The organism is Streptomyces sp. NPDC037083 (assembly GCF_055606485.1).
This window is the reverse complement of sequence record NZ_JBVJSQ010000001.1, coordinates 603580-623111: the sequence shown is the minus strand read 5'-3', so window position 1 is coordinate 623111 and position 19532 is coordinate 603580. Positions and strand designations below refer to the sequence as shown.

Annotated in this window: 18 protein-coding genes and 1 riboswitch; of the genes, 8 read left to right on the top strand and 10 right to left on the bottom strand. The window is 73.0% G+C overall.

Translation table 11 applies throughout. The features are described 5' to 3' along the window. The first annotated feature begins 1 nt into the window (after position 1). Positions 2–958 carry an ABC transporter substrate-binding protein gene (locus tag ACZ7DE_RS02890; RefSeq protein ID WP_470757244.1) on the top strand — a complete coding sequence of 319 codons (957 nt, stop codon included), beginning with the start codon at positions 2–4 and terminating at the stop codon, positions 956–958. Between the two features lie 6 nt (positions 959–964). Here the strand turns inward: ACZ7DE_RS02890 and ACZ7DE_RS02885 are convergent, their stop codons facing one another. From ACZ7DE_RS02885 to ACZ7DE_RS02875, 3 genes are read right to left on the bottom strand one after another with little or no spacing between them, the layout of a single operon-like run. Then, a complete protein-coding gene (locus tag ACZ7DE_RS02885; RefSeq protein WP_470757242.1) occupies positions 965–1684 on the bottom strand; it encodes an isocitrate lyase/PEP mutase family protein in 720 nt (239 codons plus the stop codon). Further along, the gene (locus ACZ7DE_RS02880; RefSeq protein WP_470757970.1) at positions 1681–2082 is read right to left on the bottom strand and encodes a carboxymuconolactone decarboxylase family protein; all 402 of its coding nucleotides are present in this window, start codon (positions 2080–2082) and stop codon (positions 1681–1683) included. The genes ACZ7DE_RS02885 and ACZ7DE_RS02880 overlap by 4 nt, the downstream gene beginning before the upstream one ends. Positions 2083–2120: 38 nt before the next feature. After that, the gene (locus ACZ7DE_RS02875) at positions 2121–2711 is read right to left on the bottom strand and encodes a carboxymuconolactone decarboxylase family protein (protein WP_470757240.1); all 591 of its coding nucleotides are present in this window, start codon (positions 2709–2711) and stop codon (positions 2121–2123) included. A 47-nt stretch (positions 2712–2758) separates the two neighbouring features. Between ACZ7DE_RS02875 and pdxR the strand changes: the two genes are divergently transcribed. Together pdxR and ACZ7DE_RS02865 are read left to right on the top strand one after the other, a co-directional pair. Beyond that, the gene (gene pdxR / locus ACZ7DE_RS02870; RefSeq protein WP_470757238.1) at positions 2759–4183 is read left to right on the top strand and encodes a MocR-like pyridoxine biosynthesis transcription factor PdxR; all 1425 of its coding nucleotides are present in this window, start codon (positions 2759–2761) and stop codon (positions 4181–4183) included. Between the two features lie 22 nt (positions 4184–4205). Next, on the top strand, positions 4206–4691 hold the full coding sequence (locus tag ACZ7DE_RS02865) for a carboxymuconolactone decarboxylase family protein (protein WP_470757236.1): 486 nt from the start codon (positions 4206–4208) through the stop codon (positions 4689–4691). Between the two features lie 170 nt (positions 4692–4861). Here ACZ7DE_RS02865 and ACZ7DE_RS02860 read toward each other — a convergent pair whose 3' ends face one another. From ACZ7DE_RS02860 to ACZ7DE_RS02830, 7 genes are all read right to left on the bottom strand, one after another. Further along, entirely contained in the window at positions 4862–5656 is a 795-nt protein-coding gene (locus ACZ7DE_RS02860) for an aminotransferase class IV (protein WP_470757234.1), read from the bottom strand. A gap of 12 nt (positions 5657–5668) precedes the next feature. After that, positions 5669–6859 carry an FAD-dependent monooxygenase gene (locus ACZ7DE_RS02855; protein WP_470757232.1) on the bottom strand — a complete coding sequence of 397 codons (1191 nt, stop codon included), beginning with the start codon at positions 6857–6859 and terminating at the stop codon, positions 5669–5671. Continuing rightward, positions 6856–8424 carry a class I adenylate-forming enzyme family protein gene (locus tag ACZ7DE_RS02850; RefSeq protein WP_470757230.1) on the bottom strand — a complete coding sequence of 523 codons (1569 nt, stop codon included), beginning with the start codon at positions 8422–8424 and terminating at the stop codon, positions 6856–6858. The genes ACZ7DE_RS02855 and ACZ7DE_RS02850 overlap by 4 nt, the downstream gene beginning before the upstream one ends. 23 nt (positions 8425–8447) lie before the next feature. Continuing rightward, a complete protein-coding gene (locus ACZ7DE_RS02845) occupies positions 8448–10025 on the bottom strand; it encodes an AMP-binding protein (RefSeq protein ID WP_470757968.1) in 1578 nt (525 codons plus the stop codon). 308 nt (positions 10026–10333) lie between these two features. Next, on the bottom strand, positions 10334–12499 hold the full coding sequence (pabB, locus tag ACZ7DE_RS02840; RefSeq protein ID WP_470757228.1) for an aminodeoxychorismate synthase component I: 2166 nt from the start codon (positions 12497–12499) through the stop codon (positions 10334–10336). 30 nt (positions 12500–12529) lie between these two features. Beyond that, positions 12530–13108 carry an antibiotic biosynthesis monooxygenase gene (locus tag ACZ7DE_RS02835; protein WP_470757226.1) on the bottom strand — a complete coding sequence of 193 codons (579 nt, stop codon included), beginning with the start codon at positions 13106–13108 and terminating at the stop codon, positions 12530–12532. A gap of 198 nt (positions 13109–13306) precedes the next feature. After that, a complete protein-coding gene (locus ACZ7DE_RS02830; RefSeq protein ID WP_470757966.1) occupies positions 13307–14182 on the bottom strand; it encodes a hypothetical protein in 876 nt (291 codons plus the stop codon). A 132-nt stretch (positions 14183–14314) separates the two neighbouring features. On the opposite strand from ACZ7DE_RS02830, the gene ACZ7DE_RS02825 reads away from it, so the two are divergent. The 5 genes from ACZ7DE_RS02825 (at position 14315) to ACZ7DE_RS02805 (ending at position 19486) form a co-directional block, all read left to right on the top strand. Then, positions 14315–14707: a hypothetical protein gene (locus ACZ7DE_RS02825; RefSeq protein ID WP_470757224.1), complete on the top strand. Its 393-nt coding sequence runs from the start codon at positions 14315–14317 to the stop codon at positions 14705–14707. A 144-nt stretch (positions 14708–14851) separates the two neighbouring features. Beyond that, the gene (locus ACZ7DE_RS02820) at positions 14852–16039 is read left to right on the top strand and encodes a glutathionylspermidine synthase family protein (protein WP_470757222.1); all 1188 of its coding nucleotides are present in this window, start codon (positions 14852–14854) and stop codon (positions 16037–16039) included. A gap of 19 nt (positions 16040–16058) precedes the next feature. Next, positions 16059–16149: riboswitch (ZMP/ZTP riboswitch) on the top strand. A 32-nt stretch (positions 16150–16181) separates the two neighbouring features. Next, positions 16182–17636, top strand: a complete 1455-nt coding sequence (locus tag ACZ7DE_RS02815) for a glycine hydroxymethyltransferase (RefSeq protein WP_470757220.1) — start codon at positions 16182–16184, stop codon at positions 17634–17636. Between the two features lie 81 nt (positions 17637–17717). Beyond that, complete coding sequence (trpS, locus tag ACZ7DE_RS02810; protein WP_470757218.1) at positions 17718–18731, top strand: tryptophan--tRNA ligase; 1014 nt, start codon at positions 17718–17720, stop codon at positions 18729–18731. Between the two features lie 176 nt (positions 18732–18907). Then, positions 18908–19486: a 2'-5' RNA ligase family protein gene (locus ACZ7DE_RS02805; RefSeq protein ID WP_470757216.1), complete on the top strand. Its 579-nt coding sequence runs from the start codon at positions 18908–18910 to the stop codon at positions 19484–19486. Positions 19487–19532 lie beyond the last annotated feature (46 nt).

Here is a 19532-nt window from a genome sequence, read left to right as displayed (position 1 = left end):
CATGCGCATCCGCACCACCGCGACCGTGGCCGGCGCGTCCGCGCTGCTCCTGCTGACCGGCTGCGGCGCCGCCGACATGACCAAGCAGGCCTCGCCGTTCGCCAACGCGCAGGGCGCCAAGACCCTCACCCTGTCCGTCCAGTCCTGGGTGGGCGCCCAGGCCAACGTGGCCGTCGCCCAGTACCTGCTCGAGCACAAGCTCGGCTACCGGGTCGACACCGTGCAGGTCGACGAGGTGCCCGCCTGGGACGCGCTCAGCCAGGGCCGGGTGGACGCGATCCTGGAGGACTGGGGCCACCCCGACCAGGAACAGCGCTACGTCAAGGACAAGAAGACGATCACGCCGGGCGGCGACCTCGGCGTCACCGGGCACATCGGCTGGTTCGTCCCCACGTACTTCGCCAAACAGCACCCGGACGTCACGAACTGGAAGAACCTCAACAAGTACGCGGCCCAGTTCCGCACCCCGGAGAGCGGCGGCAAGGGCCAGCTCATGGACGGCTCACCCTCCTACGTGACCAACGACAAGGCGCTGGTGAAGAACCTGAAGCTCGACTACCAGGTCGTGTTCGCCGGTTCCGAGGCCGCCCAGATCACGCAGATGCGGCAGTTCGCCAAGGAGAAGAAGCCCTTCCTCACCTACTGGTACTCGCCGCAGTGGCTCTTCAAGAAGGTCCCGATGACCGAGGTGAAGCTGCCCGCCTACAAGGAGGGCTGCGACGCCGACCCGGAGAAGGTCGCCTGTGCCTACCCGCACACGCCGCTGCAGAAGTACCTCAACGCCGGCTTCGCGAAGGACGGCGGCCAGGCGGCCGCCTTCCTCAAGAAGTTCAAGTGGACCACCGAGGACCAGAACGAGGTGTCCCTGATGATCGCCGACCAGAAGCTGACCCCCGAGCAGGCGGCGAAGAAGTGGGTGGACAGCCACCCGTCGACGTGGAAGGCGTGGCTGTCCTGAGCACCGCTAGAGCAGTTCCGCGCCGATCTCCCGCAGGGCGGCCGTCGCCCGCCGCTGCAGGCCCGGCCCGAAGGTGACGCGTGTGGCCCCGAGTTCGCCGAGTTCAGCGGGCGAGGGGCCCTCGCCGTCCACCCGGCCGCCCGCGTTGAGCGGCCCCCGGATCCCCGACCGCAGCAAGGGCAGCACATCGGCCGGCGCGCCGATCGGATAGACGCAGTCGGCGCCGGCCGCGACGTACAACGCGGCCCGCTCCAGGACCCGTTCCGGGTCGCCGTCGCCGTACGCGAACACGTCGACGCGCGCGTTCACGAAGAGCCGGTCGCCCGCCGCGGACCGCACCTGCGCCAGCCACTCGGCATGCTCCCGGGGATCCTTGAGGACGCCGCCGGTCGAGTCCTCCAGGTTGCAGCCGACGGCGCCCGTCTCCAGCAGCCGCTCCACCAGCTCCTTCGGCGCCAGTCCGTACCCGTCCTCGACGTCCGCCGACACCGGCACGTCCACCGCCCGCACGATCCGGGCGACCGCCGCGAACATCTCGTCGGCCGGGGTCCGCCCGTCGGCGTACCCGAGCGAGGCGGCGACGCCGGCGCTGGGCGTCGCGAGCGCGGGGAAGCCCGCCTCGGCGAACACCCGGGCGCTCGCCGCGTCCCAGGGCCCCGGCAGGACCAGCGGGTCGCCGGGCAGCCGGCCGTGGTGCAGCCGCCGGAAGTCGTCCGCTGCGCTCATGGCGTGTAGCCCCCCGGTGGGACGCGCCGGGCGACCATCACCCGGTTCCAGCTGTTGATGGCGGTGACCAACGCGATGAGATGGGCGAGTTCGACGTCCGTGAAGTGGCGTGCCGCGCCGGCGTACACCGCGTCCGGCACGAAGCCCTCCGTCACTACCGTGACCGCCTCCGTCAGCGCGAGCGCGGCCCGCTCCCGCCCGTCGAAGGCGTCCCCGGCCTCCTCCCACGCCCCCAGCAGGTCCAACTGTCTCTCGCTCACGCCGTGTTCGCGGGCGATCCCGAGGTGCATGTCCAGGCAGAACGCGCAGTGGTTGAGCTGCGAGGCGCGGATCACGACCAGCTCGGCGAGCGCGGGGTCGCCGAGACCCCGCTTGGCCGCCGCGCTGAGCGCGGACATGGCCCCGCCGACCTCGCGGTCGAGCAGGTTCGTCCGGCTCACGCGTGCTGCCCCGCCCGGTAGTGGCCCGGCACCAGCCGGCACGTCACGCCGAACCGGTTCCAGGCGTTGATCACCGTGATCGCGGCGATCAGCTGCGCCAGCTCGGGGTCCTCGAAGTGGCGGGCGGCCCTCGCGTACACCGCGTCCGGCACGAAGCCTTCCGTCAGGACGGTCACCGCCTCCGTCAGCGCCAGCGCCGCCAGCTCCTTCTCCGTGTAGAAGTGCTCCGACTCCTCCCACGCGCTGAGCTGGACGATCCGCTCGACGCTCTCGCCCGCCGCGAGCGCGTCCTTGCTGTGCATGTCGACGCAGAGCGCGCACCGGTTGATCTGCGAGGCACGGACCTTCACCAGCTCCAGCAGCTTCGGGTCGAGGCCCGCGCCGGCGGCGGCGTCGAGCCGGAGCATCGCCTTGAAGACCTCGGGAGCGTGCTCGGACCAGTTCAGCCGGGGGGTGTGCGCGGGGGCGTACCGAACCTGCTCGTCGGCGGTCGAGGCGGTCGAGGAAGTCGTGGCGGTGTCGGCGCTTTCGGCGATCGTTCCGGTCGTTCCGGGCGTGGTGGTCGTGGCCGGTGCGTCAGTCGTCATGGCTTCGACCCTAGGAGCGAGGCAGCCCAGGAGTATGGTCCATTTCCATGGCGAAATCCTGGGCCACTTTGGGCGTCGACCTGCATCTGGAGCCGACCGGACCGCAGCTGCGGCGCGGCCTGACCGACGCCCTGCGCGAGGCCGTCCGCAGCGGCCGGCTGCCGCCCGGCACCCGGCTGCCCGCCTCCCGCACCCTCTCCGTCGACCTGGGCGTCGCCCGCAACACGGTCGCCGACGCCTACGCCGACCTCGTCGCCGAGGGCTGGCTCACCGCCCGTCAGGGCTCCGGCACGCGGGTGGCGGACAGGACGGTGGTCCCGCCGGCCGGCGCGGCGCCCCATCGCCCCGAGCAGCACCGGCCCGCGCACGACCTGCGCGCCGGCACCCCCGACCTCGCCTCCTTCCCGCGCGCCGAGTGGCTCAGGGCGGCCCGCCGCGCCCTCGGCGCCGCCCCCTCCGAGGCCTTCGGCTACGGCGACCCCCGCGGCCGCGTGGAACTGCGCACCGCCCTCGCCGGCTACCTCTCCCGCGCCCGCGGCGTACGTGCCGACCCCGACCGCATCGTCGTGTGCGCCGGCTTCGCGCACGGCCTGAGACTGCTCACCGCCGTGCTGCGGGCGCGCGGGGCGCGCACCGTCGCCGTCGAATCCTACGGACTGGACGAGCACTGGAAGCTGCTGACGGCGGCAGGGCTGGCCATGACCGCGCTGCCCTTCGACGAACGCGGCACGGACACAGGGCAGTTGAGGGACGCGGGCGCGGTCCTGCTCACCCCCGCCCACCAGTTCCCGATGGGCGTTCCCCTGCATCACGACCGGCGGGCGGCCGTCGTGGACTGGGCCCGGCGCACCGGCGGCCTGGTCCTGGAGGACGACTACGACGGCGAGTTCCGCTACGACCGCCAGCCCGTCGGCGCCCTGCAGGGCCTGGACCCCGACCACGTGGTGTACCTGGGCACGGCCAGCAAGTCGCTCGCCCCCGGCCTGCGGCTGGGCTGGATGGTGCTGCCGCCGGGCGTGGTGGAGGAGGTGACGGCGGCCAAGGGCGGCGTCGACACGTCCGGGGTCCTGGACCAGCTGACGCTCGCGGAGTTCATCGTCTCGGGCGCCTACGACCGCCATGTGCGGGCCATGCGCTCGCGCTACCGCCGGCGCCGCGACGCGCTGGTCGCCGCCCTGGCCGCCCGCGCCCCGGCGATCCGCGTCACCGGCATCGCGGCGGGCCTGCACGCCGTCCTGCGGCTGCCGGCCGGCACGGAGGGGGCCGTGGTGCGGGCGGCGGCCCACCAGGGCCTGGCGGTCGACGGTCTCGGTCCGCGCCACCGCCACGCCGCCGCGGTCGCCGATCCCCTCGACGCTCTGGTCGTGGGCTACGGGACCCCGCCCGACCATGCGTGGTCCGGTGCGCTGGACGCCTTGTGCTCGGCGCTTCCTTTCGGTGAGAACGGCTCCGGAATTCCTTTTCCCGGATAGATTTCCCGGATACAGTCCCACCATGACGAACGACAATTCCGTGTCCCGCGTGGCTCTCAAGAAGATAACCCCCGACGTCTCCGCCGCGATGGGCTCGCTGCACGGCGTCGCCGTTTCGGCCGCCCGGGACGCCAAGGTCGAGCCGGAGATCCTGGAACTGGTCCGGATCCGCGCCTCACAGCTCAACGGCTGCGCGTTCTGCCTTGACATGCACACCAAGGACGCCCGCGCCCAGGGCGAGAGCGAGCAGCGCCTCTACGCGCTGAACGCCTGGCGGGAGACCCCCTTCTTCACCGGACGGGAGCGCGCCGCACTGGCGTTGACCGAGGCCGTGACCCTGGTGCACGACGGCCATGTGCCGGACGCGGTGTACGCCGAGGCGGCCGAGGTCTTCGACGAGGCGCAGCTGGCGGCGCTGATCTGGGCGGCCACGGTCATCAACGCCTACAACCGGATCGCCGTGGCGACGCGCATGGCGCCGGGCGCCCATCAGTCGGCCGGGAAATAATTCAGAGCAACCCGGAACGACTCTGAGCAACTCAGAGAAACACAGAGAAACGCAGAATTCGGGCATCGGCGATACGGTCGCCGGTGCCCTTTTTCCCTTTCCGGGAAGCGCTTTTTCCGTCGTCGTCCGGCGGCGTTGTCCTGCGTCGTCGTCCGGCGTCGTGGTTCGCCTTATATGTCCGGCAGTGGCTCCATCAGCGTGTCCAGCCAATTCCGCCATTCCGGCGCCCGCACCGCGGGCGCGCAGTCGATCGTTCCTCTCGCCCACCCGGTGACCGGCCGGATCCCGTGCAGCGCGTTCACCAGCCACACCTCCCGGCCGTCCAGCTCGGCCGGCGTCCGCTCGCGGTGCGCCACCCGGACGCCGAGCCGGTGGGCCCGTTCCCGGATCAGGCCCGCCGTCACCCCGGACAGGACCGGCAGCCGGGGCGGAGGCAGACACAGCGCATCGTCCTCCCACCACAGGACGCCCGCCGTGGTCGCTTCCAACACCGCACCGGACGGCGCGACCAGCACCGCCTCCGACGCGCCCGCGCCGGACGCCCGGCGGCGCACCCGGGCCAGGGCGTCCAGATCGGGCCCCTTGCGGCGCGGCATGGTCCGCGGATCCGGCTGGCCCGCGGCCCAGACCCGGATGTCCGGCTCCAGCGGCGGAGCGGGCCGCAGCCGCAGCCGCAACTCCATCGATCCCGACGCCAGTTCCACGCGCGGGAACCACGACCCCGTGCGCGGCAACGCGGCCGTCGCGTCCCGCCAGAACTCCAGCAGCCGGCGCAACGGCGGGCCGCTGCACTCGCCGCAGGCCCGCAGGAACCGTTCCCGGTGCCGTTCCAGGCCGCGCACCCGGCCGTCGCGCACCAGCCACGAGTCCGCCACGAGCAGCCGCCCGCCGGCCTCGGCGCAGGGCGTCGGGCCCCGTGCCGGCGACCACCCCAACGCCCCCTCCACCACTGCCTGTCGTGCCATCGCCTGCTCCTCTCAGTACGTGCCGCCCGCTGCCGCGGGAGCCCCGCCCCGGGGCCCGTACGGGGCGCGCTCCAGCCACGCGCCGCACGACGGCAGCACGGGCGCCAGGGCGGCCGCCGCCCGCTGCCGCAGCCGAACGCTCCGTCGCCGCGGCCGCAACTGCTCCAACGCGATCCCCGCGGCGGCGCTGTTGAACAGCCCCGCCGCGCGTCGCGCCCCGGCGAACTCCCCGACGGCGCCGTCCGTCCCCGCGGCGACGGCCCGCGCCGCGGCGGCCGCGTCGGCGATCCCGCTGTTCATGCCGCGCGCCCCGAACGGCGGGAAGAGATGCGCCGCCTCGCCGACGAGCAGCACCCGCCGGTGCGGATCGGTGAACGAGGCCGCGACCTTGCGCACGAAGCGGTACGTCGACACCCACAGGACCCGGTCGGCGTAGCCGTCGCCCACCACCGCCGGCAGCCACCTCCGGACGGCCTCCTCGGTCCCGAACGCCTCCTGCGCGTCGTCGTCCCGGCACTGCAGGTCGACCTGGAAGCCCCCGGCGAACGGCACCCGCATCACGCTGCGGCCGCCGACGCCCGGATGCTCGTAGTGGAAGACCCGCTCCAGCGGCAGCTCGGCCCCCGGCACGTCGGCCACGTCCACGACGACGTGGAAGCCCTCGCCGCGCACGCCCTCCATGGCGATGCCCAGCTCCCGCCGGACGGCCGAGCGGGCGCCGTCCGCGGCGACGACGTGCCCGGCGCGCCACTGCCGTCCGTCCGCGGCGCTCAGCACCGCCTCGCCCGGCGCGGTGGCCACCCCCGTCACGCGCGCGTCCCACTCGAAGCCGACCCCGGCCCGCTCGCAGGCCGCGCGCAGGAAGCGCTCGGTGTCCACCTGGCGCAGGCTGGTGAAGGGCGGCAGCGAGCCCGGGCCGCCGGACGGGGGCGGGAAGGTGCGGGAGTACACCTCGCGGCCCCGGTACAGGGTCCGTCGGGTGTGCCAGGTCCGCCCGTAGGACGTGATCTCGGCGGCGACCCCCGGACACATCCCGTCGAGCAGGGCGAGGGTCTCGCGGTGCACGAACAGCGCGCGGCTGCCCGGCCGTTCGCGGTCCTTCGCATCCGCCTCCAGCAGCAGCACCGGCAGTCCGTGCGCGCGCAGTGCGAGCGCCGCCGACAGACCGACGGGGCCCGCGCCCACGACGACGGCCGGGTTCACCCGCGCACGCTCTCCGGCGCCCCGGTCAGCATGCGGGAGATCTCCACCCGCTTCACCTTCCAGGTCGCCGTCATCGGCAGTTCCTCGAACCGCCACTGCCGGGGCTCGGCCATCGCCGGCAGATCGGCCGTGGCCTCCCGCCAGCGCTCCGGGTCGAGCGGCGCTTCGTCCCGGACGCAGACCACCGGCACCGGCTCACGGTCCGCGCCGGGCACGATGACGACCTCGCGGAGCTCCTCCAGACGCTCCATCAGCGTGTCCTCGACCTCCAGGTTGCTGTCCACGGCGTCGATCCGGTCGATCTCACGGTCGATCAGACGCAGGGCGCCCAGCCGGCTCATGCTGCCCATGTCGCCCATCTGCCACCATCCGCCGTCGAGTTGGCGCTCGTACTGCGCCCGCGCCCCGAGGTAGGTGAGGATGCGCCCCCTGGTACGGGCCTCGATCCGGCCGGGCGTGCCGGGCGGGACGCGCCTGCCCTCGGCGTCGGCGATCCGCAGCCGGGTGAATCCGGGGATCCCGATCCCGACCCGCCGCCCGTCCGCCCGCTCCGCGCTGCGCCGGGTGAACCACTGGACCGCGACCGGTCCCGTCTCGCTCTGCCCGTACAGCTGGATCAGCCAGGGCGTGCGACGCCTCGACGCGCCCAGCAGCCGTCGCACGGTGCGCGGGTGGATGGCGTCGAACGTGGAGCCGTACGACTTCACCCGGGACAGCGGGGCCCCGGGCGCGTCGGCCAACTCCTCCCACAGCACGAAGGTGTTGGGGTGCGTCTCGACGATGCCGGGCCGGTGGCGCACCAGCAGCGGACGCACGGCGGCCGGCTGCGGGTCGGTGATCAGCACGAGCGGACTGCCGAAGTGCAGCAGCACGCCGAGCAGGTGGTAGAAGCGCGAGTGCACGAACGACATGTGCAGCGCGGCCGTCTCACCGCGGGTCGGCCAGCCCATCGCCTTCTGCGGCAGGAGGCGGTTCCACATCGTGTTCGGGCAGTGCACGGCCAGCTTGGGCACGCCGGTGGTGCCCGAGCTGTGCGTGATCAGGGCGGGCTCGCGGGGGTGCAGCCGCACGGGCGCGGGGGGCTCGGCGCCGGCGTACGCCTCCAGCGGCTCGGCGCCGGGCGCGTCGTCCACGGACAGCGTCCGCCGCACCGACGTCGCGACCCCCTTGAGCGGACCCTCCAGCCTGGCTCTGTCGCTGATCAGCCAGGGCTGCCGCAGCCGTTGCAGCAGCTGGCCGACGACCGGTCCCGCGAGCCCCGGGGAGAGCAGCACGGGAACCGCCCCGATACGGGAGATCGCGCAGGCCAGCAGCACGATGTCGACGTTGTCGCTCTTGTGGACGGCCACCTGCTCCGAGGGCCGCACCCCGGCCGCCCACAGCCGTCCCGACAGGTCCTCGACCACGTCGGCCAGGACCTTGTAGTCCAGGTCGACCCCCAGGGAGGGGTGGGTGTCCAGCGGGCGGTCCAGGGTGACGAAGACGGCCCCGTGGCGGTCGGCCGCCCGCCGGAAGAGCGGGCCCAGGTAGAACCCGCGGTCGGCGAGCAGGAGTTGCTGCGACATGTGGCTGTTCCTCTCTGACACGGTCACCACGCCCCCCGGCGCACCAGATGGCGACGGAGCTTTCCTGTGCCGGTGCGCGGCAGAGACGTCACGAAGCTGACACCCCTGGGCACCTTGAAAGCGGCGAGCCGCCCACGCGCGAGAGCGAGAAGCTCGCCTTCGAGCCGCGCGAGCCCGGCGGATCCGGCGGGGGGCGACGAGGTCGAGGGGGCTGCGGGGGCCGTGGCGTGGGCGGCCGGTACGACGAAGGCGCGCAGGCGGGTGCGGCCGTGGCCGTCGGGGACGGCGGCGACCGCGACCTCCCGTACCCCCGGGTGGGTCCGCAGCACGGCCTCCACCTCAAGCGGGGAGACGGTGATCCCGCCGACCATCTCCATGTCGTCGGCGCGGCCCAGGTGCCGGTAGGAGCCGTCCGGCTCGCGGCGCGCCCGGTCATGGGTGGCCAGCCAGCCGCCGACCAGGGTGCGCCCGGTCTCCTCGGGCCGGTTCAGATAGCCGGGCGTCACCGTCGGCCCGCGCACCCACATCTCCCCCTCCTCGCCGTCGGGCACCGGCCGTCCGTCCCGGTCGCGCAGCTCGACCTCGAACCCCGGCACCGGCCGCCCGACGGTGCCCGGACGGTTGTGGCCGAGGCTGTTGGCGCAGAAGGCGTGCCCGGCCTCGGTGGAGCCGATCTGCTCCAGCACCGGCGCGCCGAGCAGGTCGGCGACCTGGCCGCCCAAACCGTCCGGCAGGCCCTCGCCGGCCGACACGGCCGCGCGCACCGAGGCGAAACAGGCCGCGTGTCCGCTGCCCCGGTCGGCGACCAGCGCCGCGTACGCCGACGGCACGGAGTAGAGGAGGGTGACCCGGTGGCGGGCGACGAGCTCGTCGACGGCGGCGGGGGTCGGACGCCGGTCCACCAGGACGGCGCTGGAGCCGGAGAAGAGCGGGAAGACGAAGGCGTTGGAGAAGCCGTAGGCGAAGTACAGCTTCGACACCGACAGGGTGACGTCGTCCTCGGTGATCCCCAGCAGCCGCCGGCCGATCAGGTCGTGGTACGTCCTCGGGTCGCCGTGCGTGTGCACGACGCCCTTCGGCCGGCCCGTGGTGCCGGAGGTGTACTGCACGTACAGCGGGGCGTGCGGGCCGACCGGGTGGGCGGGGGACGGCTCGGCGGCGGGGGCGAGCGCGAGGAGCTGGTCGGCGCCCAGCCGGGCCCGGCCGGCGAACCGGTCCTCCGGCCCCGGCCCGGTCACACACAGCACGGCCCCGGTGTCCTCGGCCATGAACGCGTGCTCGGCGGCGGGCAGTTCGGGGTTGACGAGGACGGCGACGGCACCCAGCCGGGCGACGCCGAGGAAGGCCGCCACCCAGGCCGTCGAGTCGGGCAGGGCGAGCAGCACCCGGTCGCCGGCCCGCACCCCGTGCTCCGCGAGCACCCGGGCCGCCCGCGCCCCCAGATCGTGCACCTCGCCGTGGGTCCAGCACCGATGCCCCTGATGAAACGCCGCCCGCCCGAGCCACCCCCGCCGCTCGGCGAGACCGGCCAACTGCGCGGCGAGATTGCCGGGGGCGCCGCACCCGGCGGTCCCCCGGGGCCGGGGGACCGCCAGGCCCACCGGCACCGCCGGGGTCGCTTGGGCGGCCGGGACCGCCGGGACCACCGAAATCACCGGGGCCGCCGAGTCCGCCGAGGCCGCCGGGACTGCCGAAATCACCGGAACTGCCGGGGTGGTGGGGGCCGACTCAACCACCGGGGCGGTGGGGATCGCGGGGGCCGCCCCAACCACCGGGACCGCCGGGGTAGCCGGGGCCGCCGGCGCGCGGGTAGCCGTCCCGGCCGGGGAAGTCATCGCCGGAGCGACCGCCGCTGGAACAGGCGTCGCGGAAGGTGTTGTCGCCGGGGGAGGCGTGGGCTGCGGTGTCGTCATCGCGTGGCCTCCTCGGCGGTGGCCGGGCCCGGCCGTGCGGTCGCCCCGTCCGCGGCCTGCTCCCGCAGGGCCCGCATCTGCGCGGCCGTCTTCAGCAGCATCTCGTCGTACTCGGCCGCCGGATCGGAGTCGAGGACGATCGCGCCCCCGGCGCCCAGCTGCATCAGGCCGTCGGCGAGGACGGCGGTGCGGATGACGATGTTCAGGTCCGCGCCGCCGCTGCAGCCCAGATAGCCGAGCGCGCCCGCGTACACGCCGCGCGCCTCGGTCTCCAGCTCGTCGATGATCTCCATCGTGCGCAGCTTCGGCGCGCCGGTCATCGACCCCCCGGGGAAGCAGGCGCGCACGCAGTCCACCGCGTCCGTGCCCTCGCGCAGTCTGCCCTCGACGGTGGAGACGAGCTGGTGGACCGTGGCGTACGTCTCGGTGGCCATGAGCCGGGACACCCGCACGGTGCCGGTCCGGCAGACCCGCCCCAGATCGTTGCGGAGCAGGTCGACGATCATCAGGTTCTCGGCGCGGGTCTTGGCGTCCGACGCCAGCGCGTCCCTGAGCCGGGCGTCCTCCAGCGGACCGGCCCCGCGCGGCGCGGTGCCCTTGATGGGCTTGGCCTCGGCGACCCCGTCGCGGGTGATCCGCAGGAACCGCTCGGGCGAGGACCCGGCGACGTCGAGGTCGCCGAATCTCAGGAAGGCGGCGTAGGGGGCGGGGTTGACGCGGCGCAGCGTCCGGTAGAACGCGAAGGCGTCGGCCGGGGCGGGTAACCGGGCGGCGTCGGTCAGGCAGATCTCGTAGCTGACGCCCGCGGCGAGCTCCCGCTGGCAGGCCGCGACGTCCGCCAGGTAGGCCGACCGGTCCCGCACCAGCCACGGCTCGACGGCCGCGGGTTCCGCCTCGGCCGCCGGCTCGGGGGCCGAGGCCCGTCGCCGGCCGGACTCCACGGGGAGCGCGGCGAGCCCGGTCAGCGTGCTGTCGAGCCAGTCGGCGGCCTCCCGGGTGGCCTGCGGGGTGTCCTCGGCCACGCAGACCGCGTAGGTGAAGCCCTCCTGGTGGTCCACCGCGACGAGCCGGTCGGCGAACAGCCAGCAGGCGTCCGGGGTCGAGGAGCGGTGCCGGTTGGGGGAGCCGCAGTCGGCCTTCGTCTCGTAGCCGAAGTAGCCGACATAGCCGCCGGTGAAGTCGAACGGCAGCCCGGCGGCGTCGACCCGGCGGCCGGCCAGCTGCCGCTTCAGATAGTCGAAGACGCTCGCCCGTACCTTGCGCGGCGGCCGCCCGGCCCGTTCGATCTCGCAGTGGCCCGCCGCCACGTCGTAGCGGACGAACTCGGCGAGCGGCCCGCTGTCGTCGCCGAGGAACGAGAAGCGCGAGAGCCCCCGCTCGACCCGGGAGCTGTCCAGCCAGAACGCCCGCGGCGACCCGGCGAACATCCGAGTGAACGCGGCCTCCGCGTCGATCGCCCCGGCGATGCGGCGGGTGTGCAGCCGGTGGGCGGGACGGCGGGGCCGGGGGACGGTCACCGTGGTGCGCGGGAAGGCCGCCGCCGCCGCGGTCACCGCGGTGTTCTTGGTACGCGGCCTGCGGGCCCGCTCCGCCGTGAGGTTGCGGAAGTTCACGAGCATCCGGTGGCCGTACTCGGTCAGTACCGACTCCGGGTGGAACTGCACGCCCCACAGCGGCCGTTCGCGGTGCCGCAGCCCCATCAGGACGCCGTCCTCGGCCCAGGCAGTGGCCTCCAGCGAGTCGGGCAGCGGCTCGCGCACGGCCAGCGAGTGGTAGCGGACCGCGGTGAAGTGCTGCGGCAGGCCCTGGAACAGGTCCCGGCCGTCGTGCCGGACGGTCGACAGATGCCCGTGCCGGGGCTCCGGGGCGGCCGCCACCCGGGCGCCCTCGCCGTGCGCGATGCCCTGGTGGCCGAGGCAGACGCCGAGCACCGGCACGGACGCCTCCGCCAGCACCCTGGCGCTGATGCCGAAGTCGCGCGCCCGTGCGGGGTGCCCGGGTCCCGGCGACACCACCACGTTGGCGAAGTCCGCGAGGTCGGGAACGGCGTCCGCGGGGGCGTCGTTGAGGACCACCACCGGCTCCTCGCCGTTGACCTCGGCGATCAGCTGGAACAGGTTGTACGTGTACGAGTCGTAATTGTCGATGAGCAGGGTCTTCACCCGCCCACCTCCCTAGGGTCGTTCTCTGGCCTACGCGGTCCGGCGTTTGTGCCGTCCGCGAAGCGCCTGGAGCGGTGGATACAGCCATTTCTTGAAGAAACGCTGAAGGCGGGGCATGAGAATCCAGGTCACAAGGGCCGTCACGCACAGGCAGAGCAGCAGCGTGCGAATGAACGGATTGAGGCCGCCGAGATAGGGGAGCACGATCAGATTGAAAAGGAGCACCGGCGGAAAAACGGCGCTCATATTCACGAACCACAACTTCCACTTGGACGGCGGAGCCGGCGCCTTCGGTGCGCTGGTCTGCGCGTCGAACCAGGCCTTGGAGCCCCGCACGCTCCGGCGGTCCGTCTGCAGGGCGATGCCCGCGGCCCGGGCGTCCCACCGCACCCGGGCGGAAGAGTCCTCCCAGGCCCGGGCGGCGCCTTCGCTGGCGAAGCGATAGACCACATGCCACTCCGCCTCTCCATCGACGAGCACGCCACCCCCGAGGAATCCGGGCTGCTGCGCGCTCGCGCCCAGCATGGCCCACCCCCAGGAGTGGAAGTCGGCCTCGCGGCCCGGCGTCACGCGATATGCCGCGGTGACGGTGACGGGATTACTGGTCACGATGTCGAGTACGGAAAGGGCTTCCCTTGCGTTCAATCTTCAATGAAGATTTCGGGCTGTCTGGGAAGTCGCTTTTCTCAGGGTTTTCGCCCGCTTGCCTCTTCTGTCGAGGCGTACCGGAGGTAACCTTTCCCGTGTTTTCGGAAAACGCCTGCACGGGGGTTGAAAGGAGATGTTCCTGCCTGCCTGAGATCTTTTCTACGCGCCTCGGCCCGAGGCGTTCTCCGCCGGTTCCGGCGTCTTCGCCGGCTCCGGCGCCTCCCCGAACCGGGCCGGCGCCGGCGCGCCCGTGACGGCGACCGCGAACCCCAGGACGGCCGGCCACTCCAGCCCCTCCCGGGTGCGGTCCCCCAGCCACACCACCCCCGCCGGCGCCGGCCCGATCGTCTCCCCGATCACCATCCCGGCCGTGGCCGTCGTCACCGACCCCCGCTGCAGAGCCGACGTCAGCGACAGGAACGCGGCCCCGCCCCCCAGCAGCAGCGCGTACACGGCCGGGTCGGTGAGCAGTTCCGCCGGGGACGCCGAGTCGATCAACCGCACCGACACCTCCACCACCCCGAACCCGCAGCCCGCCCCGAGACCGAGCACCAGCGCCCGGCTCCGCCCGCCCAGCCGCCCGCCGGCCAGGCCCAGCGGCAGGACGGCGGCCGCCGTACCGAGCATCGCCCACGGCAGCGCCTCGGGTCCGCTCTCCTCGCCCTCCGTCCCCGACGCCAGCCCCAGCATCGCCGGCCCCGCGCACACCACCGCCACGGCCGGCCATTCCGTCCGGCTCAGCCGCACCCGCAGCAGCCGTGCCGCGAACACCGCCGTCACGGCCAGGCTGGAGGCGAGGGCGGCCCCCAAGGCGTAGATCGGGACGGACCGCAGCGCCGCGATCTGGAACAGGAACCCCAGTCCGTCCAGCCCGAGTCCCGCCAGGTAGCGCCACTGGCGCACGGCCCGCAGCTGCAGCGCCGCGTCCCCGCCGCTGCCGCTGCCCCCGCCCGGGTCGGCGGCAGCGCGCGTCGCCATCGCCTGCAGCACCGTCGCCGTGCCGAAGCAGACCGCCGCGCCGAGCGCGCACACCATTCCAAAGAGCACGAAAAGGACTGCAGGGGAGGAGCTCGCGAGCGGGCCGCCTTCGGATGCTCTCCGTCCGATGTCTAGGCTGACGGCCGGACTTCGCCGTAGGGGCGACGCGACAAACGGGGAGACGGGAACATGGCGGACACGCGTCGACGACTTCGTTCGGGCACGGTCGTACTGGGCGGCATGGGGGTGCTGGCCGCGGCTCTCACCGCATGCTCCTCCGACCCCGACAAGCGGTGCGTCGACCGCGACAGCTACAACCTCGCCAAGGGCTACAAGGTCGTCGCCGACAAGAACTGCAAGTCCTCCGGTTCCACCAAGACCTCCAGGACCCCGGCGAACGGCGCCTGGTACTACGGCGGCGACAAGGAGGGCTCCTGGGTCGACGGAGGCTCCTTCTCCAAGCCGGGCAAGGGCTCGAGCGGTTCGAGCGGCGGCAGCAGCAGCGGAGGCGGCGGCGTCGACCGGGGCGGCTTCGGCAGCGACGGCGACAGCGGCAGCCACAAGGGCAGTTCGGGCGGCTGAGCACCCCAGAGCCCAGAGCCTGAGAGCCCAGAGCCTGAAAGCCTGCGCCTCAGAGCTCTTGCCTCCGAGCCCAGCGCTCCAGCGCCCTGCGCCCCGCGCTTCAGCGATCCAGCGACCGAGCGGTTGAACAGGACACCCCCGCCCATGCGACGCCACACCGTCGAACCCCGCCCCGGCTGGCAGCAGACCGTCGAGGAACAGGGCCTCGTCTACCCCCTCACCCGTCACCCCGACGGCGCCTTGCGCCCGTACTGGGACGAGAGCGCCTACTACGAGTTCACCCTCGACGAGGTCGAGGCGCTGGAGGAGACCGTCGAGGAACTGCACGCCATGTGCCTGACCGCGGCGGCCCACCTCGTCGAGTCCGACCGGCTCGCCGACCTCGGCATCACCGACCCGCGCGTCGCGGCCGCGGTCGCCGAGGCCTGGCGGCGGCGGACCGAACTCCCCTCCGTGTACGGCCGTTTCGACCTTCACTACGACGGCACGGGCCCGGCGCGGCTCCTCGAGTACAACGCCGACACGCCCACCTCGCTGGTGGAGGCCGCCTCGCCCCAGTGGTTCTGGATGGAGGACCGCTTCCCCGGCGCCGACCAGTGGAACTCCCTCCACGAACGCCTGGTCGCCGCCTGGAGGAGACAGGCCGCCCTCCTCCCGCCCGGCACGCCGCTGTACTTCGCGCACTCCTCGGCCGACGAACTCGGCGAGGACCTCATGACGGTGGCCTACCTCAAGGAGACCGCGGAGCAGGCCGGTCTGGACACGGACTGGATATCGATGGAGGAGATCGGCTGGGACCCCCTGTCCGGCCGCTTCGTCGACGGGCAGCTCCGCTTCATCCGCAGTTGCTTCAAGCTCTACCCCTGGGAGTGGCTCACCACCGACCGCTTCGCCGGTCATGTCCTCGACACCCTCGACAACGGCGGCGGCACCGGCTCGACGATGTGGATCGAACCGGCCTGGAAGATGCTCCTGAGCAACAAGGCGCTGCTGGCCGTCCTGTGGGAGCTGTACCCCGGCCACCCGAACCTCCTGCCGGCGTACCTCGACGGCCCCCGTGAGCTCGCGGCCGCCTCCGGTTACGTCGCCAAGCCCCTCCTCGGCCGGGAGGGCGCCGGCGTCACGATCCACGAGAAGGGCGCCGAGCCCGTCGTACGGGACGACGAGCCGTGCTGCTACCAGGAGCTCGCGCCCCTGCCCGCCTTCGACGGCAACCACGTCGTCCTCGGCGCCTGGATGGTGGAGGACGAGTCGGCCGGACTCGGCATCCGCGAGTCCGCCGGCCTGATCACCGACGAGTACGCCCGCTTCGTCCCGCACGTGATCCGCTGATCCGCACCCGGTAGGCTGGCGAGCGGGCCGTGACTGGCGCGCTGGGATGGGACGGACCATCGGGGAGCGGCCTGCGAGCAGCAAGTGTGCCGTGCGCCTGGGCCGAACCGAACACGCCGAACGCCACGTCCGGAGGTCCCCGATGCCCGAGAATTCCGCACCCCTGTCCACCGAGTCCACGGCCTTCCGCGCCGCCCTCGACGTGATCCGCGCCGTCGAGCCGCGCGTCGCCGACGCCATCGGCCAGGAGGTCCACGACCAGCGCGAGATGCTCAAGCTGATCGCCTCCGAGAACTACGCCTCCCCGGCCACCCTCCTCGCGATGGGCAACTGGTTCAGCGACAAGTACGCCGAGGGCACCGTGGGCCGCCGCTTCTACGCCGGCTGTCGCAACGTGGACACCGTCGAGGCCCTCGCCGCCGAGCACGCCCGCGAGCTCTTCGGCGCCCGCCACGCCTACGTGCAGCCGCACTCCGGCATCGACGCCAACCTGGTCGCCTTCTGGGCGGTCCTCGCCGACCGTGTCGAGGCCCCGTTCCTGGAGAAGACCGGCGCCCGCCAGGTCAACGACCTCTCCGAGGCCGACTGGGCCACCCTGCGCCAGGCCTTCGGCAACCAGCGCATGCTCGGCATGTCCCTGGACGCCGGCGGCCACCTCACCCACGGCTTCCGCCCGAACATCTCCGGCAAGATGTTCGACCAGCGCTCCTACGGCACGGACCCGGCGACCGGCCTGATCGACTACGAGGCGCTGCGCGCGTCGGCCCGCGAGTTCAAGCCGATGATCATCGTCGCGGGCTACTCGGCGTACCCCCGTCTGGTGAACTTCCGGATCATGCGCGAGATCGCCGACGAGGTCGGCGCGACGCTGATGGTCGACATGGCGCACTTCGCGGGCCTGGTCGCCGGCAAGGTCCTGACCGGCGACTTCGACCCGGTCCCGCACGCCCAGATCGTCACCACCACCACCCACAAGTCGCTGCGCGGCCCGCGCGGCGGCATGGTCCTGTGCGACGACTCCCTCAAGGACCAGGTCGACCGCGGCTGCCCGATGGTTCTCGGCGGTCCGCTCCCGCACGTCATGGCCGCCAAGGCCGTCGCCCTCGCCGAGGCGCGTCAGCCCTCCTTCCAGGACTACGCGCAGCGCATCGTGGACAACTCCCGCGCGCTCGCCGAGGGCCTGATGCGGCGCGGCGCGACCCTGGTCACCGGCGGCACGGACAACCACCTGAACCTGATCGACGTCGCCTCCTCCTACGGCCTCACCGGCCGCCAGGCGGAGGCCGCGCTGCTCGACTCGGGCATCGTCACCAACCGCAACGCCATCCCCGCCGACCCCAACGGCGCCTGGTACACCTCCGGCATCCGCATCGGCACCCCGGCCCTGACCACCCGCGGCCTCGGCACGGCGGAGATGGACGAGGTGGCGGGCCTGATCGACCGGGTCCTGACCACCGCCGAACCGGGCACCACGAAGTCGGGCGCCCCGTCCAAGGCCTCCCACGTCCTGGACGAGAAGGTGGCCGACGAGATCTCCCGCCGGGCCACGGACCTGGTGGCGGGCTTCCCGCTGTACCCCGAGATCGACCTCGGCTGACCGGCGCCGTCCCGGGCGGCCCCGCGAGGGCTGCCCGGGACGCGTTCCGGCCGGTCCCCGGGCTCTGCGACAATGTCGTGCATGGCCTCTGACCGACCCCGTGTGCTCTCCGGAATCCAGCCCACCGCAGGCTCGTTCCACCTCGGCAACTACCTCGGCGCCGTCCGCCAGTGGGTGGCCCTGCAGGAGTCCCACGACGCGTTCTACATGGTCGTCGACCTGCACGCGATCACGGTCCCGCAGGATCCGAAGGAGCTCAGCGCCAACACGCGGCTGGCCGCCGCACAGCTCCTCGCGGCCGGCCTCGACCCCGAGCGCTGCACGCTCTTCGTCCAGAGCCACGTCCCCGAGCACGCGCAGCTCGCCTGGGTCATGAACTGCCTCACCGGCTTCGGCGAGGCCAGCCGCATGACGCAGTTCAAGGACAAGTCCGCCCGGCAGGGCGCCGACCGCGCGAGCGTCGGCCTGTTCACGTACCCGATCCTCCAGGTCGCCGACATCCTGCTGTACCAGGCCGACGAGGTGCCGGTCGGCGAGGACCAGCGCCAGCACATCGAGCTCACCCGCGACCTCGCCGAGCGTTTCAACGGCCGGTTCGGCGAGACCTTCACGATCCCGAAGGCCCACATCCTGAAGGAGACGGGCAAGATCTACGACCTTCAGGACCCGTCGATCAAGATGAGCAAGTCGGCGTCCACGCCGAAGGGCCTCATCAACCTGCTCGACGAGCCGAAGACCACCGCCAAGAAGGTCAGGAGCGCGGTCACGGACACCGACACGGTGATCCGTTACGACGTCGTGAACAAGCCGGGCGTGAGCAACCTGCTCGGCATCTACTCGACCCTCACCGGCACGAGCGTCCCCGAGCTGGAGCGGCAGTACGAGGGCAAGCTCTACGGCGCGCTCAAGACCGACCTCGCCGACGTCGTCGTCGACTTCGTGACGCCGTTCCGGGACCGCACGCAGCAGTACCTGGACGACCCCGAGACGCTCGACTCGATCCTCGCCAAGGGCGCGGAGAAGGCGCGCGCCGTAGCCGCGGAGACGCTCTCCAAGACGTACGAGAGGGTGGGCTTCCTGCCCGCGAAGCACTGAAGGCGCTCGGAGGCGTCCGGGGCGCACCGCACACCTGTTCCTCCGGGCAGAGCGCTGCACATCACTTCCCCTGCGCCTGCCCAGAGCACAGCCGTGGCCGTACAGTCGATAGCCGTACGACTGAGTACGAACCCGGCACCACACCCCGCCATGACGACATGACGACAGGAGAAGACGTGGGGACCGTAACGATCGGCGTGTCGATCGCGGTTCCGGAGCCTCACGGCAGCCTGCTCCAGGAGCGGCGCGCGGGCTTCGGCGACGCCGCGGCTCACGGCATCCCCTCCCACGTCACGCTCCTGCCGCCGACCGAGATCGAGGCGGGCGCGCTGCCCGCCGTCGAGGCGCACCTCGCCGCGGTCGCCGCGGCCGGCCGACCCTTCCCGATGCGGCTGTCCGGCACCGGTACCTTCCGTCCGCTGTCGCCGGTGGTGTACGTGAAGGTCGTCGAGGGCGCCGAGGCCTGCGCCTGGCTGCAGCAGCGGGTGCGGGACGCCTCCGGGCCCCTCGTGCGCGAGCTGCAGTTCCCCTACCACCCGCACGTCACCATCGCACACGGCATCGACGAGGCGGCCATGGACCGGGCCTTCGAGGAACTGGCGGACTACGAGGCCGAGTGGCCCTGCACCGGCTTCGCCCTTGCCGAGCAGGGCTCCGACGGAGTCTGGCGCAAGCTGCGCGAGTATCCCTTCGGCGGCGCGGTGGTCCCCCCGCAGGCCGGTCACCTGGACCGCGGCTCCCTGCCGACGCGCTGAGGCCCGTCCCGGCAGCCGGGCCGGACGCCGCGGCCCCGGGCCGGAC

Excerpts from the sequence above, each read along its gene's own strand:
- ACZ7DE_RS02880 (WP_470757970.1), bottom strand. The coding sequence starts at position 2,082 with ATGTCCGCGCTCAGCGCGGCGGCCAAGCGGGGTCTCGGCGACCCCGCG.
- ACZ7DE_RS02875 (WP_470757240.1), bottom strand. The coding sequence starts at position 2,711 with ATGACGACTGACGCACCGGCCACGACCACCACGCCCGGAACGACCGGA.
- pdxR (WP_470757238.1), top strand. The coding sequence starts at position 2,759 with ATGGCGAAATCCTGGGCCACTTTGGGCGTCGACCTGCATCTGGAGCCG.
- ACZ7DE_RS02885 (WP_470757242.1), bottom strand. The coding sequence starts at position 1,684 with ATGAGCGCAGCGGACGACTTCCGGCGGCTGCACCACGGCCGGCTGCCC.
- trpS (WP_470757218.1), top strand. The coding sequence starts at position 17,718 with ATGGCCTCTGACCGACCCCGTGTGCTCTCCGGAATCCAGCCCACCGCA.
- ACZ7DE_RS02825 (WP_470757224.1), top strand. The coding sequence starts at position 14,315 with ATGGCGGACACGCGTCGACGACTTCGTTCGGGCACGGTCGTACTGGGC.
- ACZ7DE_RS02815 (WP_470757220.1), top strand. The coding sequence starts at position 16,182 with ATGCCCGAGAATTCCGCACCCCTGTCCACCGAGTCCACGGCCTTCCGC.
- ACZ7DE_RS02830 (WP_470757966.1), bottom strand. The coding sequence starts at position 14,182 with ATGGTGTGCGCGCTCGGCGCGGCGGTCTGCTTCGGCACGGCGACGGTG.
- ACZ7DE_RS02820 (WP_470757222.1), top strand. The coding sequence starts at position 14,852 with ATGCGACGCCACACCGTCGAACCCCGCCCCGGCTGGCAGCAGACCGTC.
- ACZ7DE_RS02850 (WP_470757230.1), bottom strand. The coding sequence starts at position 8,424 with ATGTCGCAGCAACTCCTGCTCGCCGACCGCGGGTTCTACCTGGGCCCG.
- ACZ7DE_RS02865 (WP_470757236.1), top strand. The coding sequence starts at position 4,206 with ATGACGAACGACAATTCCGTGTCCCGCGTGGCTCTCAAGAAGATAACC.
- ACZ7DE_RS02890 (WP_470757244.1), top strand. The coding sequence starts at position 2 with ATGCGCATCCGCACCACCGCGACCGTGGCCGGCGCGTCCGCGCTGCTC.
- ACZ7DE_RS02860 (WP_470757234.1), bottom strand. The coding sequence starts at position 5,656 with ATGGCACGACAGGCAGTGGTGGAGGGGGCGTTGGGGTGGTCGCCGGCA.